We start from the raw sequence: 14,692 nt of genomic DNA, 5'->3' as shown, positions 1-14,692 counted from the left end.
ATCCGTCATGACCGGACAGTTCTCGAACCCCACGCCCGACGAGGCCCGCCGCGCCCTCACGGTGGCGGAGCGCGCCGCGATCGCCACGCCGGCGGACCGGACCCGCCTCGAACGCGGCCTGATCACCATCGGCGTCGCCGTGGGCGGCCTGATCCTCGCGCTGCGGTTCACCGTGGGGGAGCCGGGCGCGCCGAGCTGGTTCCGCGGCGGCGGCCTCGCCGTCGTGATGGCGCTGTACCTCGTCGCGCTCGCCGTGGCGATCGTGACGATGCGCCGCGCCAGGGCCACGCCGCGCGGCTTCTCGGTGCGGTACAACACCGGCCTGTTCGCCACGATGGCGATCTACGTGGTGTACGTGATCGTCTCGTCCGCGCAGGGGGAGCACGCGGTGCCCTGGATGTGGACGGTCCTGGCGGCGCTGGCCGCCGTGACGCCCGCACTCCTGGCGGCGCACGCGATCTCGCGGCTGGCGCTGCGGTGACCAGGACGGACGGGGCCCACGCCCGGCACCGGCTCGACGAGGTGATCCACGCCCCGGTGCGGTTCTCCATCGTTGCGGCGCTCGCGAAGGTGGAGAAGGCCGAGTTCGCTGCGATCCGCGACGCGGTGGAACTGTCGGACTCGGTGCTGTCCAAGCAGGCCGCCCAGCTCGAGGCCGCGGGCTACGTGAAGATCACGAAGGGCTACGTCGGCAAGCGGCCCCGCACGTGGCTGTCGCTGACCGCGCAGGGCCGCACCGCCTTCGAGTCGCACCTCGCCGCACTGCGCGCGATCGCGGAGGGCTGACGGATCTCGATCCTCGTGCCCGGCGAGGGCCGTGGCGTCGCCCGGGTGCAGGGGGACTGCCGCTCAGGCAGGGGGACCGCCGCCCGGGGAAGGGGGACGGGTGTCCAGGAAGCCGAGGTAGGCGTCCAGGGCCGCGGTCCCGGCGACCAGGGCACGGCCGCGGCGAATCAGGCCGGCCTGCCAGCCGTCCAGGGTCTCGCGAAGCGGCTCGATGCCGCCGGCGGTGCGCACCCGGTCGGTGAGGTCGGCGATGTGAGTCAGGCCGTAGCCGCCGCGGCGCAGTTGTTCGGCCATCCGGGCGTCGCGGACGTCGGCGGGGCGGTAGAGGCGGTAACCGGTCGTCCGGTCACGCTGCGGGCGAACGATTCCCGCGCGTTCCCAGGCGCGCAACGTCGCGGGCACCACGCCCAGCCGCCGGGCGACGTCGCCGACGAACAGCGGGGGTCCGGCGCCGTCGTCGATGCCGGCGCCGAGGCCCGCCAGCGCCGCCCGGACCAGCCGGAAGGTCTCCCGGTCGCCCGCGAGCTCCGCGTGGGCGTCGCCGAGCAGCGCGAACGCCCCGTCGAGGTCGTCGCGGTGCACGGCGCGCAGGACCGAACCCGCGCGGGCGTGCCCGCATCCGGGGACCAGCGCGAGGAACGCATCCAGCGCCAGCCGGTGGCGCGCGCCGTAGATCCGATAGCCCGACCGGGTGCGCCCGGCCGGCGGCAGGATGCCCTGCTCCTCGTAGTTGCGGACCGCCTGGGTGGAGAGCCGGTGCGGTCGGGCGAGGTCGACGGGGCGTAGTTGAGGGTTTTCTGGCATCAGTCGGCTACTTCGCGCATAAGTCTCAATGGAATGTTCAACGATATCGTGAAGTGAATGATCCCGGACCAGGTAGACCTCCCCGCTTTCCTCGACGGCCGGCCCACGCCGACCCGCCTCCTCGCGCTCGGTGAGCCGATGCACGGGTCCGAGGAGATCCTCCGCGCCCGCAACGCGCTGATCGAGGATCTGGTGCTGCGCGGCGGTTACCGCTCGATCGCGGTGGAGTCGGACTTCCACCGCGCCCCGGTGGTGGACGACTACCTCGCCGGCGCCGACCTGGACCTCGCACAGGTCCTGGACGAGGGCCTCAGCCACCCGTTCGTGCACCGGCACGCCGCCACCGGCGAACTCCTGGAGCGGCTGCGCGAGCTGAACCGGTCGCTGGAGACGCCCGTGCGGTTCTACGGTTTCGACGGCCCGATGGAGATGGCGGCCGCCCCGAGCCCGCGGCAGCACCTGCTGCGCCTCCGGGCGCGACTGGCCGAGCTCTCCGGGGACGTCGCCGGCGAGGCGGAACTCGACGCGCTACTCGGCGACGACGCGCGGTGGACCGACGAGGCCGCGATGTACGACACCGACCGGGGCGTCGGCCGCACCGCCGACGCCGACCGCCTGCGGGTGCTGACCGACGACCTGTGCGCGGTCCTGGACGCACACGTCCCCGACCTGGCGGAGCGGCCCGACGACCTGTGGCGCCTGCGGGCCGACGCCGCGACCGCCGTCGGGCTGCTGCGCTACCACGCGATCATGGCGACCGACACGCCCGGCCGGTTCGGGCGGCTCAGCGCGCAGCGGGACGCGATGATGGGCCGCAACCTGCTCGCGATCGCGGGCCGGGAAGCCGGGCGCGGCGGCACCGTCGCCCTCGCCCACAACCTGCACCTGCAGCGCGGCGTGAGCGAGATGCGGATGGGCCGGCACGCGGTGCGCTGGTTCAGCGCCGGGGCCCAGGCGGCCGCCCGGCTCGGCGACGGCTACCGGTTCGTCGCCACGGCGATCGGTTCCGCCCCCGCGCACGGACTCGGAGTGCCGGCGCCCGGCACCGTCGAGGGCGAGCTGTATCGCACGCAGGACGGTCCGGCCCGGCTGTACGCCGGGCAGGAGCTGGCGGATCGGCAGGCAGTCGCCGGCCCGCGGGAGGACCGGGACGCGCGCGGGGCCTACTTCCCGCTGGAGCCCGCGCGCCTGCCCGCGACCGACGCCGTCCTCTTCCTCCGGGAGGTTCGGGCATGATGGCCCCATGGTGATCGTGATGTACGCCCTGGGACTGCTCGCGGTCGCGGCCGTGCTGTACGGCGTCGCCGCGCTCGTCTTCGGGCGCGGCGATGACACGCCGCCGCTGGAAACGGGCGCGACGCCGACGGTGCTGCCCGCCGAGGACGTGGCGGGTGCCGACGTGCGCGCGCTCCGGTTCCAGCAGGTGGTACGAGGGTACAAGCCTGCGGAGGTGGACTGGGCCCTCGAACGGCTCGCGCGGGAGATCGACGTCCTGCGTACCCGACTCGCCGCCGAGCAGAGGTCCGCACCGGCCGCGACCGAGCCCTCCCGCGGTGTCGACTAGGTCCGCTTTGCCAGTAGTCCGCGCCGATCGACGCAGCGCACAGGCTAGAATGTGGAGTGGACCCGCGCCGGGCGCGCTCGGGCGGGTGAGGATCTGAAGGGAGCAACGGATGGCGGCTATGAAGCCACGTACGGGGGACGGCCCCTTGGAAGCGACCAAGGAGGGGCGCGGGATCGTGATGCGCGTACCCCTGGAGGGTGGTGGACGTCTCGTGGTGGAGCTCACGCCGGACGAGGCCGCAGCACTCGGCGAGGAGCTGCGCGGCGTCACCTCGTGACGCGGCCGTAGACCTGCTTTTCCGTCAGATCCCGCGCGGTGCCACCGTGCGGGATCTCGTCGTTTCTCCCCTGGGGTGTTCATGGCGCACGTTCCACCCGGCCTGACGGCGGTACTGCCCGCGCTGGCCTGTCCGCACTGCTGCGGCGAGCTCGATGCCGACGGCGGCACCCTGCTCTGCCCGCGCGGGCACTCCTTCGACGTCGCGCGCCAGGGATACGTCTCGCTGCTGGCCGGTGCCGCGACCGGCCTCATCGCCGACGACGCCGAGATGATCGCCGCCCGCGAGCGCTTCTTCGCCACGGGCCACTACGAGACCTTCCACGCCGCGGTCGCAGCCGCGGCGGTCGACGCGCCCGACGGCCCGGTCCTCGACTGCGGGGCGGGGGAGGGCGAGTACCTCGCCCGCGCCTGCGCGGCCCGGGCGAGCGCGGGGCTGACCGGTACGGGCATCGGCCTCGACCTCTCCAAGCCGGCGGCCCGGCGCACCGCGCGCCGCGGACCGTCGATCGGCGCGGTGGTGGCGAACGGCTGGGCGCGCCTGCCCGTGGCCGACGGTGCCGTCGCCGTGGTGCTCTCGGTCTTCGCGCCGCGCAACGCCGCCGAGTTCGCGCGGATTCTCGTGCCCGGCGGGCGGCTCGTGGTTCTCACGCCGGGTCCGCGGCACCTGCGCGAGCTCGTCGAACCGCTCGGGATGATCTCCGTCGAGGAGGGCAAGGTCGCGCGGCTCGACGGTGCGCTGCACGACTTCTCGCTCGTCGCTCGGGAGAAGCACGAGTGGATCATGGATCTCACCGCCGAGGCCGCCGCCGATCTGGTCGCGATGGGACCCAGCGCGCACCACGGGTCTCCGGCCGCGCGGGCGGCCGCGATCGATCGCCTCACCGCGGGCGGTACTGCCGCCGTGACGGCGTCGGGCACCGTCAGCGTCTACGAACTGCGGTAGTCCCGCGCCGCCCGGCGGCGCCGGTCACCTGCGCGCCGCGAGGGTGTGCTCGTAGACCTGCACCGTCTGCGCGGCGATGGACTCCCAGCTGAAGTCGGCGACGGCGCGGGCGCGACCCGCGGCACCGAACGCGGCGGCGCGCGCCGGGTCCGCGCAGAGCGCGTTCACGGCGGACGCGAGATCGGCCTCGAAGGTCGCGGTGTCGGCCTCGTCGTAGTGCACGAGCGTGCCGGTCTCGCCGTCGACGACCACCTCGGGGATGCCGCCCACGTCCGAGGCGACGACGGCGGTGCCGCACGCCATGGCCTCGAGATTGACGATGCCCAGCGGCTCGTACACCGAGGGGCAGACGAAGACGGTTGCCGCGCTGAGGATCTCGCGCACCTTGGGGGTGGGCAGCATGTCCTGGACCCAGTGCACGCCGTCGCGCGACTCCGCGAGGGCGGCCACCGCGTCCGCGGTCTCGGCGGCGATCTCGGGGGTGTCCGGCGCACCGGCGCACAGCACCAGCTGGACGTCGGGGTCGAAGCGGTGTGCGGCCGCCACCAGGTGCTTGACGCCCTTCTGCCGCGTGATGCGCCCGACGAAGGCGACGATCGGGCGATCGGGATCGACGCCGCGCTCGACCAGCGGCGAGTCCTCGCCGAACGTGGGCGCCGGATGCCAGACCTCGGAGTCGATGCCGTTGAGCACCACGTGGACTCGGGACGCGTCGAGGTTCGGGTAGGCGTCCAGCACGTCGGCCGCCATGCCCTTGCTGACCGCGATCACGGCGTCGGCGTACTCGACGGCGTTGCGCTCGGACCAGCTCGACAGGCGGTAGCCGCCGCCGAGCTGCTCGGCCTTCCACGGGCGGTGCGGCTCCAGCGAGTGCGCGGTCACGATGTGCGGTACGCCGTACAGCTGGCCGGCGATGTGCCCGGCGAGGCCGGTGTACCAGGTGTGGCTGTGCACCACGTCCGCGCCGGCGGAGACGTTCGCCATCCGCAACTGGGTCGAGAACATCTCGAGGGCGGCGTTGGCGCCGGCCAGCTCCGGGTCCGGGCCGGAGACGGTGACGTCGTCCATGCCCGGGCGCGGGGCGCCCATGCAGTGGACGTCGACCTCGCACAGGGCGCGGAGCCGGCCGACCAGCTCCGTCACGTGCACACCCGCTCCGCCGTAGACCTCCGGCGGATACTCCCTCGTCATCATCGCTACGCGCATGGGCACCACGCTAGAGCGTGTCGCGTTCGCACGCAGGCGGTTCGACGGAGCCCGAGCGCTCCGGTTCGTGTGTGGTTGTGCGCCCGGACGCCTGTGCATAGCCGTGGAACAGGATCCACTGTCGCAGAACGCTGCACGTGTGCCCGAATTGGAGCTAGCGTGGACCCCGTGAGCAATCAGCCTCGTGTTCTGGGAATCGTCCTCGCCGGCGGCGAAGGCAAGCGTCTGTATCCGTTGACCGCGGACCGTGCGAAGCCGGCAGTGCCCTTCGGCGGCTCCTACCGCCTCATCGACTTCGTGCTGTCGAACCTGGTGAACGCCGGGTATCAGCGCCTGTGCGTGCTGACGCAGTACAAGTCGCACTCGCTGGACCGGCACATCAGCCAGACCTGGCGCATGTTCGGTTTCCGCGGCGAGTACATCACTCCCGTGCCGGCGCAGCAGCGCGTGGGCAAGCGGTGGTTCACGGGCAGTGCCGACGCGATCTACCAGTCGATGAACCTCATCACCGACGACGACCCCGACTACATCGTGGTCTTCGGCGCGGACCACGTCTACCGCATGGATCCGGCGCAGATGGTGCAGGCGCACATCGAGTCCGGGGCCGGGGTCACCGTGGCCGGCATCCGCGTCCCGCGCGCCGAGGCGAAGGCCTTCGGCTGCATCGAGTCCGACGAGTCGGGCAAGATCACCCAGTTCCTGGAGAAGCCCGCAGACCCGCCCGGCACCCCCGACGATCCCGACGTCACGTTCGCCTCGATGGGCAACTACGTCTTCAGCCGCCAGGCCCTCGTCGAGGCGATCATCGCCGACGCCGAGAACCCGGACTCCGATCACGACATGGGCGGCGACATCATCCCCGCCTTCGTGGCCCGCGGCGAGGCGGCCGTGTACGACTTCAGCGACAACGAGGTGCCCGGCGCCACTGCGCGCGATGCCGGCTACTGGCGCGACGTCGGTACCATCGACGCCTTCTACGACGCGCACATGGATCTGGTCTCGGTGTACCCGATCTTCAACCTGTACAACCGCCAGTGGCCCATCCGCTGCGAGAACGACAACCTGCCTCCCGCGAAGTTCGCCCGCGGCGGCCTCGCGCAGGAGTCGATGGTGGGCGCGGGCAGCATCATCTCCGGGGCGACGGTGCGCAACTCGGTCATCGGCGCCAACGTCACCATCGGCGACGGTGCCACCGTCGAGGGCTCCGTCCTCATGCCCGGCGTGAAGATCGAGCCGGGTGCCGTGGTGCGGCGCGCGATCCTCGACAAGAACGTCGTGGTGGGCCGGGGCGAGATCCTGGGTGTCAACCTCGAGCGGGAGCGGGAGCGTTTCAACGTCTCCGCGGGCGGTGTCGTCACCGTCGGCAAGGGGCTGCGGATCGGCTGACCCTCGCTGCGCTCGGCGCGCTCCCTCGCTCCGCTCGGGGCACGCTCCCTAGCGGGACGGCCACCTCCCTAGGTCCATGGACATGGGGAATGCACGCCACGCGGAGGCGCTGCACGTCCCGCTAGGGACGGGCCGACGGTGCCGCGCACGTCCCGCTAGGGGGTTCCGACGGTGCCGCGCGCGTCCCGCTAGGGGGTTCCGACGGTGCCGCGCGCGTCCCGCTAGGGGGTTCCGACGGTGCCGCGCGCGTCCCGCTAGGGGGTTCCGACGGTGCCGCGCGCGTCCCGCTAGGGACGGGCCGACGGTGCCGCGCGACGGCGCGCGGTCAGGCCGCGTCGTCGGCGCGGGCCAGCAGGCCGCCCGAGGAGCCGCGGAGGAGGATCTCGACGACGGCGTCGACATCGTCGGACATGGGGACGTGACCGCTGCCGGGGAGCCACACGTGCTCGGCGCCGGGGAGCAGATGACGCGCCCGTCGGCCCTGGTACGGCAGGAGGACGCGGTCCTGAGTGCCCCACGCGACGGTGACGGGGACGTCCGCGGCGATGTCCGCGTCGAAGGGGAAGGCGCCGCCGATGATGTCGTTGAGCGCGTGCCGGGCCTCGACCATGTTCCGGAGGTCGCCGAGCACGCGGTCCGCCGTCAGGCGCTCGCCGTGTGTCATCAGTGAGGCGAGCATCAGGCGGCGGCCGATCCCGCTGCGGGTGAGCAGGGGTGCCAGCGGCGCCGCCAGCCGGCCCGCGGCGATCAGCGCGGTGAAGTGCGCGCGGATCAGGAGGAAGTCGGTCTCGTCGCGCCAGAAGCCCGCGGGGGCCAGTCCGGTCGCGCTGCTGACGATGCCGCTGGCCGCGGCCTCCAGCGCGATCCGGCCGCCCAGGGAGTTGCCGGCGATGTGCGGGCGGACGAGGGCCAGCTCGTCGAAGAGATCCTCCAGGTGCTGCTGGAGCGCCTCCTGGACCGTGCGGCCGGCGAGGTCGAGAGCGGGGGATTCGCCGTGGCCCGGAAGGTCGAACAGGATGACCTCGCGGTGCTCCGCGAGCCGTTCCGCCACCGGGTACCAGGCCTGACGGCGGTGCGCGATCCCGTGGACCAGCACCAGCGGCTCACCCGAGCCGAATCGTTCGTACGCCAACATCTCGTGCCACCTCGCGTGGTCGGGGCGGGCGGGTGCCCGCAGGTGTCCGACGGTGCGCCGGACGATTGTTCGGAGCGTACGGACTGATAGAAGTAACCGCAATCCCTCTCAGAAAAGTCGCTGGTGACGGTTCTCGCCGCGGTGCTCACGCGACGGGCGGCACCGTCGTCAATCCCGGGCCAGAGCGGCCCGGACCTGGTGGGCGACGGTGGTGCGCTCGGCGGACTCGGGGAGGGCGTCGACGGGCCACCAGCGCAGATCGTTCGACTCCTCGCTGATCGCGAGGTCGGGCGTACCGGGGCCCACGGCGAAGGCGCGGAAGCGCAGGTCCAGGTGGCGGGTGGGCACACCGAGCGAGCACCGGATCGGATGGGTGTGCAGGGTGAGCAGGTCCGCGTCGAGGACGAGGTCCGCCAGCCCCGACTCCTCGTGCCCCTCGCGGAGCGCGGCCGCGGGCACCGTCGGGTCCGAATCCTCGCAGTGCCCGCCCAGCTGGAGCCACTCGCCGACCCGGGGATGGTGCGTGAGCACCACGTGCGTGCGCGCCTCGTTGAGGATCACCACGGACGCGGTGATGTGTCCGGGCGCGTTGGCGCGGGCGCAGGCGTTCGGCTGGGCGTCGAGGAAGGCGAGCACGGTGTGGCGCAGGGCGTCGTCACCGTCGGTGCGCGCGTCGTAGCGGGCGAGCACGTCGATGGCGGAGTCGTGCAGCGAGGCGAACGTCACTGGGCTACCTTTCGATCAGCATGTCGCCCGGCGGCAGGGGCGGCCGGGGCACCGACAGCGCGGACGGATCGGCGGGATACCCGACGGCGATCGCGCCCGCGGGGCGGTAGTCGCCCGGCAGATCCAGGACCTCGCGCACGGTCTCGGCGGCGAAGATCGTCGATCCCACCCAGCAGCTGCCGATCCCGCGCACGGCGAGCGCCACCAGCAGGGACTGCACCGCGGCGCCGACGGCGACGGTGAACATCGTCTCCTCGGCGGCGGTGCGGCGGGCGTCGGGGTAGGAGTGGGCACCGTCGGGCACCATGAACGGGAGGATCAGCGCCGGGGCGTCGTAGAGCAGCTGTCCGCGGCGCACTCGCTTCGCGACGGACTCGGGCGTGCGCCCGTCGCCGGTCAGGTCGGACGCCCACTGCGCCTTCATGGCGTCCAGAAGCGCCGTGCGGCGCTGCGGATCCCGCACCCACACGAACCGCACGGGATGGGTGTGATGCGGCGCAGGGGCCGTCAGCGCCTCCGCGAGGGCCGCCCGCAGGTCATCGGCGGGCACGGGCTCGTCGGCGAAGGCGCGCACCGACCTCCGGATCAGGAGCGCTTGCCGCCGTGCGGCGTCCACGCCGGTGTGGAACAGGTCGTCCTCGCCCGGCCGGACCAGGCCGCGGGCGGTGGCGAGCGGCGAGCCCTCCGTGGGCTCGCGGACCGCGAAGCCGCGGACCACGGCCGCGGGGACGCCGCCGAGCTTGCCCTTCACGAGATCCGCTGCGGCCGCGAGTTCGTCGGCCACGGCGATCTCGGTGACCACCAGGTCGTTGCCGTAGGCGTCCACGGCGCCGGCGTAGCCGTGCAGGACCTCCATGCCGGCGGCGCCGATCGCGGCGTCCGTCTGGCCGGTGCGCCAGGCCCGGCCCATGGTGTCGGTGACCAGCACGGCGACGTCCACCCCGAGCCGCTCGCGCAGCCCGGCGCGCACCGCCGCGGCGCTGCCGTCCGGGTCCTCCGGGAGCAGGGCGACGGTGTCGGAGGCCACGTTCGAGGCGTCGACGCCCGAGGCGGCCTGCACGATGCCGAGCCGGTTCTCGGTGATCCAGGTGCGCCCCCTGGTCGCGAGCACACGCACCGACTCGTCCGCGATCAGCTTGCGCCGGAAGGCGTCCCGCTCCTCGGGGTCCGACGGTGCCGCGAGCACCCGGCCCTCCGCCTTGGAGAAGACCTTCGAGGTGATCACGACGACGTCGCCGTCGGTGAGCCAGTCCGCCGCGTCCGCGAGCAGCGCCGCCACGTCGTCGCCCTCGGTCACCTCCGGGATGCCGAAGACGGGGAGGATCTCGAGCGACGGTGCGCCGTGGTCGCGCTCCGGGCGGGACGGTGCGGTGCTGTCGCGCTCCGGGCGCGACGGTGCGGTCACAGGCCCACCAGCTCGAGGCCGGCGTCGATCATCGCGGCGGTGGCCTGCGGCGAGCTCATGAGCAGCGGCACCGCGGCGACGGGCAGGCCGTCGATCGCGACGCCCGCGTCCTGCTCGGAGACCAGCCAGCCGTCGAGGATCCCGTTGCCCGTGCGGGCGCCGAAGTGCTCCCCGATCGCCTGCGCGCTGGTCTCGATGCCGAGCACCTCCAGGCAGCGGTCGGCCATGCCGCGCAGCGGCGCGCCGCCGATCACGGGGGAGACCCCGACGACCTTCGCGCTCGTGGTGCGGAGCGCGGCCCGGATGCCGCCGACCGACAGGATCGCGCCGATCGACACGACCGGGTTCGACGGGGCGAGGAAGACCACGTCCGCCTCCTCGATGGCGGCGATCGCGGCCCGCGACGCCTGCGCCTTGCCGGAGCCGTCCCCGCCGCCGACCTGGGCGAAGCCGAAGGTCTCGATGTCGGCGCGGTAGCGCACCCACCACTCCTGGAAGTGGATGGCCTTCTTCGCGCCGTCGGTGGAGGCGGGATCGGTGACGACGACGTGCGTCTCGTGCCGGCCGTCGGTGGCCGGGAGCAGCCGCACTCCCGGCTGCCACCGGTTGCACAGTGCCGCAGTGACGTCCGTCAGGGAGTAGCCGGAGGAGAGCATCTGCGTGCGGATGAGGTGCGTCGCGAGGTCGCGGTCGCCGAGGCCGAACCAGTCCGGATCGGCGCCGTAGCGCGCCAGCTCCTCCTTGGCGTTCCAGGTCTCGTTCCGGTGGCCCCAGCCGCGCTCGGTGTCGATCCCGCCGCCCAGGGTGTACATGCAGGTGTCGAGGTCGGGGCAGATGCGCACGCCGTGCATCCAGGCGTCGTCGCCGACGTTGACGACCGCGGTCACGGAGTTCTCCGATGCGGACGCGGCGCCGGCACCGTCCTTGTCCGGGAACGCCGTCACCCCGAAGCGCTCGCGCGCCCCTTCGAGGAACCGCGCGCCGCCGACACCGCCCACCAGCACCGCAACCTTCACGACTGAAAGCGTAGTGGTCGGCCGGCGGCGCCGTCCGCGACGGGTCGCGGCCGCCGGCGAGGTCGCGCGGAGGGCCCGCGGCCTGGCATGATCGGGGGTGCGACGCGCCCCGGTGGAGCGTCGATCCGCCCGTGCGAAATGTGACGGGTATCACGTCTCAACTACGTGTCGAGGGCCCACATCGTGACGTCCAGGTGGTATTAGCTAATTTCCTGGTTCAGCTTGACGTGGCGGCCGCATCCGTGTGTAATCACAACCGTGTCATTCAGTGCGGCGTCGTCGTTCGCCGGTGCGGGGCACGCAGACCGAAAAAACCATCGAACACCACGAAAGCAATGAGGGAGGCGGGCCGATGACGATCGACGCTCATCGTGAACCGTTCGAAAGCTTCTCCGGTGGGTCCAGCCGCGCGCACCTCAGTGTCGTGCCCGCGGGGTTCGAGGAACTCTACGAGGCCGTCGAGGATCAGTGGCAGGACCGCGCACTGTGCTCGCAGACGGATCCGGAGGCGTTCTTCCCCGAGAAGGGCGGCTCCACGCGCGAGGCCAAGCGCATCTGCCTGGGGTGCGAGGTGCGCAACGAGTGCCTCGAGTACGCCCTGCAGAAGGACGAGCGATTCGGCATCTGGGGTGGCCTATCCGAGCGTGAGCGGCGCAAGCTCAAGCGCGGCATCATCTGACTTCTCGCCGTACGGCGAACCTCGGCCCGGCCGGACCGCAGCACTGCGGACCGGTCGGGCCGCTGCGTTGGTCGCCGAAGCGCCGGAGCGTCAGAGTGAATCCGGTCCGGCGAGCAGGGTCTCCTCGGTGACGCCGAGGTAGTCGCTGATCTGGTGCACGAGGATCGCGAGGATCTCGTCGAGGAGGTCCGCCTCCGTCTTCGCGCGCCGCTGCAGCGGCCGCCGGAACAGGATCAGCCGGGCCCGCGTGCGGTTGCCCCGTCGGTCGATCCCCACGGGAACCATGCGCGCCAAGGGGATCGGGCCGTCGGCCTCCACCTCGGCGGGCCAGGAGACCGCGTCCGGATCGTGCGGCAGGATCCCGGGGACGTCGTCGACGGCGATGTCGAGATCGGTCAGCCGGTCGTGCCACAGCGAATCGATCTCGGCGAAGGCGTCCAGGACCACCTCGTCGAAATCCTGCGCCCGGGTCCGGTGCGCCGGGAGATCGCGGGGCACCAGCGGGCCCCGGAGCCCGTGGCCGCGCCGGTCCCGCGCCACCCGGCGTCGCAGCCGCGCGCCGCTGTCGGGCGTCCGTCTCCTGCTTCTCATGATGTTCTCAGTCTAGGCGGAACGCCGCCGGGCCGGCCGTCGCACGCCCCTGTCCGGTGTGTCGGAAGCGCGCCCCTCGGGCCAGGGGTTAACCTTCTTGCTGTGAACCCCGTCCGTCAGTGCTGCCGCCCCGGCTGCAGGAACCACGCCGTGGCGACGCTGACGTTCGACTACCGCCAGTCGATCGCCGTGCTCGGCCCCCTGGGCACCACGAGTGAGCCCCACTCCTGGGACCTCTGCGAATTCCACGCCACCCGCATGACGGCGCCCCGCGGCTGGGAGATGCTGCGCAACCTCCCCGCCTACAGCGCTGCCGCCGCCGTCGGTAACGCGGCCCTCGACGACGACCTGACGGCGCTGGCCGACACCGTCCACGAGCGTGCCGCGCGCGAATCCGGCCGGCCGGCGCCCGAGCCCGCCGAGGCGCCCCTGCGCTCCCTCCCGCCGATCGGCGCCATGCGCCCCGTCCACGACGGTCTCGCGGGCCCGCGCGTCACCCCGTCGGTGCAGCCCGGAGGGTCGGCGCCGAAGCACGCCGCCCGGCCCGGCCGCCGCGGCCATCTGCGGGTGCTGCCGGACCCCGTCGACTGAGAGTTCCGCCGAAGGCGTCACCCCCGCCGCGTCGGATGCCTGTCCGCGCCCGGGGAGCCGATAGGGTGGGGCGTCCGCTACGGGGACCCGCCGGGTTCCCGCACGCCGTTCACAGGAGGTCGTCGAGCGTGGTTCGAACGCTGGAGTCGGTGCAGGCTGTCATCAAGGCGTACGACGTGCGCGGCCTCGTCGGCGAGCAGATCGACGCGGATTTCGTCCGCGACACGGGAGCCGCCTTCGGCGCGCTGATCCGCGGGGAGGGCGCCACCGAGGCCGTCGTCGGCCACGACATGCGCGACTCGTCGCCCGCGCTGTCGGCGGCCTTCGCCGAGGGGCTCACGGCGCAGGGCGTCGACGTGACCCTGATCGGCCTCGCCTCGACCGACGAGCTCTACTTCGCCTCCGGGCTGCTGGACCGTCCCGGTGCGATGTTCACCGCTTCGCACAACCCCGCCGCCTACAACGGCATCAAGCTGTGCCGCGCGGGAGCCAAGCCCGTCGGACAGGAGTCGGGGCTGCGGACCATCACCGAGCAGGTGGCCGAGGGCGTCCCGGCGTACGACGGTGCCCCCGGCCGGATCTCCGAACGCGACGTGCTCGAGGAGTACGGCGACTACCTGCGAAAGCTCGTCGACCTCTCCGGCTCGCGCCCGCTGCGCGTCGCCGTGGACGCCGGCAACGGCATGGGCGGCTTCACCGTGCCGTCGGTGCTCGGCCCCGTCGACGCGCTCGACGTGCGTGCCCTCTTCTTCGAACTCGACGGTTCGTTCCCGAACCACGAGGCCAACCCGTTGGACCCGAAGAACCTCGTCGACCTGCAGAAGTTCGTCGTCGAGCAGGGCGCCGACATCGGCCTCGCCTTCGACGGGGACGCCGACCGCTGCTTCGTCGTGGACGAGAAGGGCGATCCCGTGTCGCCGTCCGCCGTCACGGCGCTGGTCGCCGAGCGGGAACTGGCCCGGCACCCCGGCTCGACGGTGATCCACAACCTGATCACCTCCAAGGCCGTGCCGGAGATCATCGCCGAGAACGGCGGGACGCCCGTGCGCACCCGCGTCGGTCACTCCTTCATCAAGGCGCAGATGGCCGAGACCGGCGCCGTCTTCGGCGGCGAGCACTCGGCGCACTACTACTTCCGCGACTTCTGGGGAGCCGACTCCGGCATGCTCGCGGCGATGCACGTCCTCGCGGCCCTCGGCGAGCAGCCGAAACCGCTCTCGGAGCTCATGGGCGGCTACGACCGGTACGCCGCGTCCGGCGAGATCAATTCGACGGTGGCGGACCAGGGCGAGCGCACGCGGGCCGTCCTCGAGGCGTTCGCGGACGAAATCCTGAGCACCGATGAACTGGACGGCGTGACGGTACAGTTGGATTCGGGCGCCTGGTTCAACCTCCGCGCCTCCAACACGGAGCCGCTGCTCCGGCTGAACGTCGAAGCCGCGACCCCCGATGAGGTGCGTGCGCTCACCGAGCGGATCCTGGCGATCGTCCGTGCCTGACATCGCAGTGCGTCCCGGTGCCGGTGAGGCCGAGGCCGGCGGGAGCGCGGCGATCGACAGCGGCGGCCCGTGGTGACGGGGC

At 72.7% G+C, this 14,692-nt stretch carries 17 protein-coding genes; 10 read left to right on the top strand and 7 right to left on the bottom strand.

Annotated features, from left to right (window positions below; all coding sequences use genetic code 11):
* Window positions 1-7 precede the first annotated feature (7 nt).
* Both AC21LY_RS19000 and AC21LY_RS18995 read left to right on the top strand, forming a co-directional pair.
* A complete protein-coding gene (locus AC21LY_RS19000; protein ID WP_489048119.1) occupies window positions 8-481 on the top strand; it encodes a hypothetical protein in 474 nt (157 codons plus the stop codon).
* Window positions 478-786, top strand: a complete 309-nt coding sequence (locus AC21LY_RS18995; protein ID WP_489048118.1) for a winged helix-turn-helix domain-containing protein — start codon at window positions 478-480, stop codon at window positions 784-786. The genes AC21LY_RS19000 and AC21LY_RS18995 overlap by 4 nt, the downstream gene beginning before the upstream one ends.
* Before the next feature lie 63 nt (window positions 787-849).
* On the opposite strand, the gene AC21LY_RS18990 is transcribed toward AC21LY_RS18995, so the two are convergent.
* Complete coding sequence (locus tag AC21LY_RS18990; RefSeq protein WP_489048117.1) at window positions 850-1,590, bottom strand: MerR family transcriptional regulator; 741 nt, start codon at window positions 1,588-1,590, stop codon at window positions 850-852.
* A gap of 57 nt (window positions 1,591-1,647) precedes the next feature.
* On the opposite strand from AC21LY_RS18990, the gene AC21LY_RS18985 reads away from it, so the two are divergent.
* The 4 genes from AC21LY_RS18985 to AC21LY_RS18970 all read left to right on the top strand — a co-directional run bounded on the left by AC21LY_RS18985 (window position 1,648) and on the right by AC21LY_RS18970 (window position 4,376).
* Window positions 1,648-2,826, top strand: a complete 1,179-nt coding sequence (locus tag AC21LY_RS18985; RefSeq protein WP_489048116.1) for an erythromycin esterase family protein — start codon at window positions 1,648-1,650, stop codon at window positions 2,824-2,826.
* A 7-nt stretch (window positions 2,827-2,833) separates the two neighbouring features.
* The gene (locus AC21LY_RS18980) at window positions 2,834-3,154 is read left to right on the top strand and encodes a DivIVA domain-containing protein (protein ID WP_489048115.1); all 321 of its coding nucleotides are present in this window, start codon (window positions 2,834-2,836) and stop codon (window positions 3,152-3,154) included.
* A gap of 109 nt (window positions 3,155-3,263) precedes the next feature.
* The gene (locus tag AC21LY_RS18975) at window positions 3,264-3,431 is read left to right on the top strand and encodes a DUF3117 domain-containing protein (protein ID WP_068532479.1); all 168 of its coding nucleotides are present in this window, start codon (window positions 3,264-3,266) and stop codon (window positions 3,429-3,431) included.
* Between the two features lie 81 nt (window positions 3,432-3,512).
* The gene (locus AC21LY_RS18970; RefSeq protein ID WP_489048114.1) at window positions 3,513-4,376 is read left to right on the top strand and encodes a putative RNA methyltransferase; all 864 of its coding nucleotides are present in this window, start codon (window positions 3,513-3,515) and stop codon (window positions 4,374-4,376) included.
* Between the two features lie 24 nt (window positions 4,377-4,400).
* Here the strand turns inward: AC21LY_RS18970 and glgA are convergent, their stop codons facing one another.
* Window positions 4,401-5,582 (bottom strand): glycogen synthase, encoded by a 1,182-nt coding sequence (gene glgA, locus AC21LY_RS18965; RefSeq protein ID WP_489048113.1) that lies wholly within the window; start codon window positions 5,580-5,582, stop codon window positions 4,401-4,403.
* 168 nt (window positions 5,583-5,750) lie between these two features.
* Between glgA and glgC the strand changes: the two genes are divergently transcribed.
* On the top strand, window positions 5,751-6,968 hold the full coding sequence (gene glgC, locus AC21LY_RS18960) for a glucose-1-phosphate adenylyltransferase (RefSeq protein ID WP_489048112.1): 1,218 nt from the start codon (window positions 5,751-5,753) through the stop codon (window positions 6,966-6,968).
* A 325-nt stretch (window positions 6,969-7,293) separates the two neighbouring features.
* On the opposite strand, the gene AC21LY_RS18955 is transcribed toward glgC, so the two are convergent.
* The 4 genes from AC21LY_RS18955 to cofD all read right to left on the bottom strand — a co-directional run bounded on the left by AC21LY_RS18955 (window position 7,294) and on the right by cofD (window position 11,250).
* A complete protein-coding gene (locus AC21LY_RS18955) occupies window positions 7,294-8,103 on the bottom strand; it encodes an alpha/beta fold hydrolase (protein ID WP_489048111.1) in 810 nt (269 codons plus the stop codon).
* Between the two features lie 168 nt (window positions 8,104-8,271).
* A complete protein-coding gene (locus tag AC21LY_RS18950) occupies window positions 8,272-8,829 on the bottom strand; it encodes an NUDIX hydrolase (protein WP_489048110.1) in 558 nt (185 codons plus the stop codon).
* Between the two features lie 4 nt (window positions 8,830-8,833).
* Entirely contained in the window at window positions 8,834-10,234 is a 1,401-nt protein-coding gene (locus tag AC21LY_RS18945) for a coenzyme F420-0:L-glutamate ligase (protein WP_489048109.1), read from the bottom strand.
* Window positions 10,231-11,250 carry a 2-phospho-L-lactate transferase gene (gene cofD, locus AC21LY_RS18940; RefSeq protein WP_489048108.1) on the bottom strand — a complete coding sequence of 340 codons (1,020 nt, stop codon included), beginning with the start codon at window positions 11,248-11,250 and terminating at the stop codon, window positions 10,231-10,233. The genes AC21LY_RS18945 and cofD overlap by 4 nt, the downstream gene beginning before the upstream one ends.
* Before the next feature lie 352 nt (window positions 11,251-11,602).
* On the opposite strand from cofD, the gene AC21LY_RS18935 reads away from it, so the two are divergent.
* Window positions 11,603-11,929 carry a WhiB family transcriptional regulator gene (locus AC21LY_RS18935; protein WP_489048264.1) on the top strand — a complete coding sequence of 109 codons (327 nt, stop codon included), beginning with the start codon at window positions 11,603-11,605 and terminating at the stop codon, window positions 11,927-11,929.
* Window positions 11,930-12,019: 90 nt separating this feature from the next.
* On the opposite strand, the gene AC21LY_RS18930 is transcribed toward AC21LY_RS18935, so the two are convergent.
* Window positions 12,020-12,520, bottom strand: a complete 501-nt coding sequence (locus AC21LY_RS18930) for a metallopeptidase family protein (RefSeq protein WP_489048107.1) — start codon at window positions 12,518-12,520, stop codon at window positions 12,020-12,022.
* Window positions 12,521-12,622: 102 nt separating this feature from the next.
* On the opposite strand from AC21LY_RS18930, the gene AC21LY_RS18925 reads away from it, so the two are divergent.
* Window positions 12,623-13,111: a DUF3499 domain-containing protein gene (locus AC21LY_RS18925; protein WP_489048106.1), complete on the top strand. Its 489-nt coding sequence runs from the start codon at window positions 12,623-12,625 to the stop codon at window positions 13,109-13,111.
* 128 nt (window positions 13,112-13,239) lie between these two features.
* Complete coding sequence (locus AC21LY_RS18920; RefSeq protein ID WP_489048105.1) at window positions 13,240-14,610, top strand: phosphomannomutase/phosphoglucomutase; 1,371 nt, start codon at window positions 13,240-13,242, stop codon at window positions 14,608-14,610.
* The last annotated feature ends 82 nt before the right edge of the window (window positions 14,611-14,692 follow it).

The sequence above is a fragment of the Tsukamurella sp. II2bb genome (assembly GCF_057815145.1).
The sequence above is the reverse complement of the archived record's forward strand: the minus strand, read 5'-3'. Positions and strand labels throughout refer to the sequence as shown.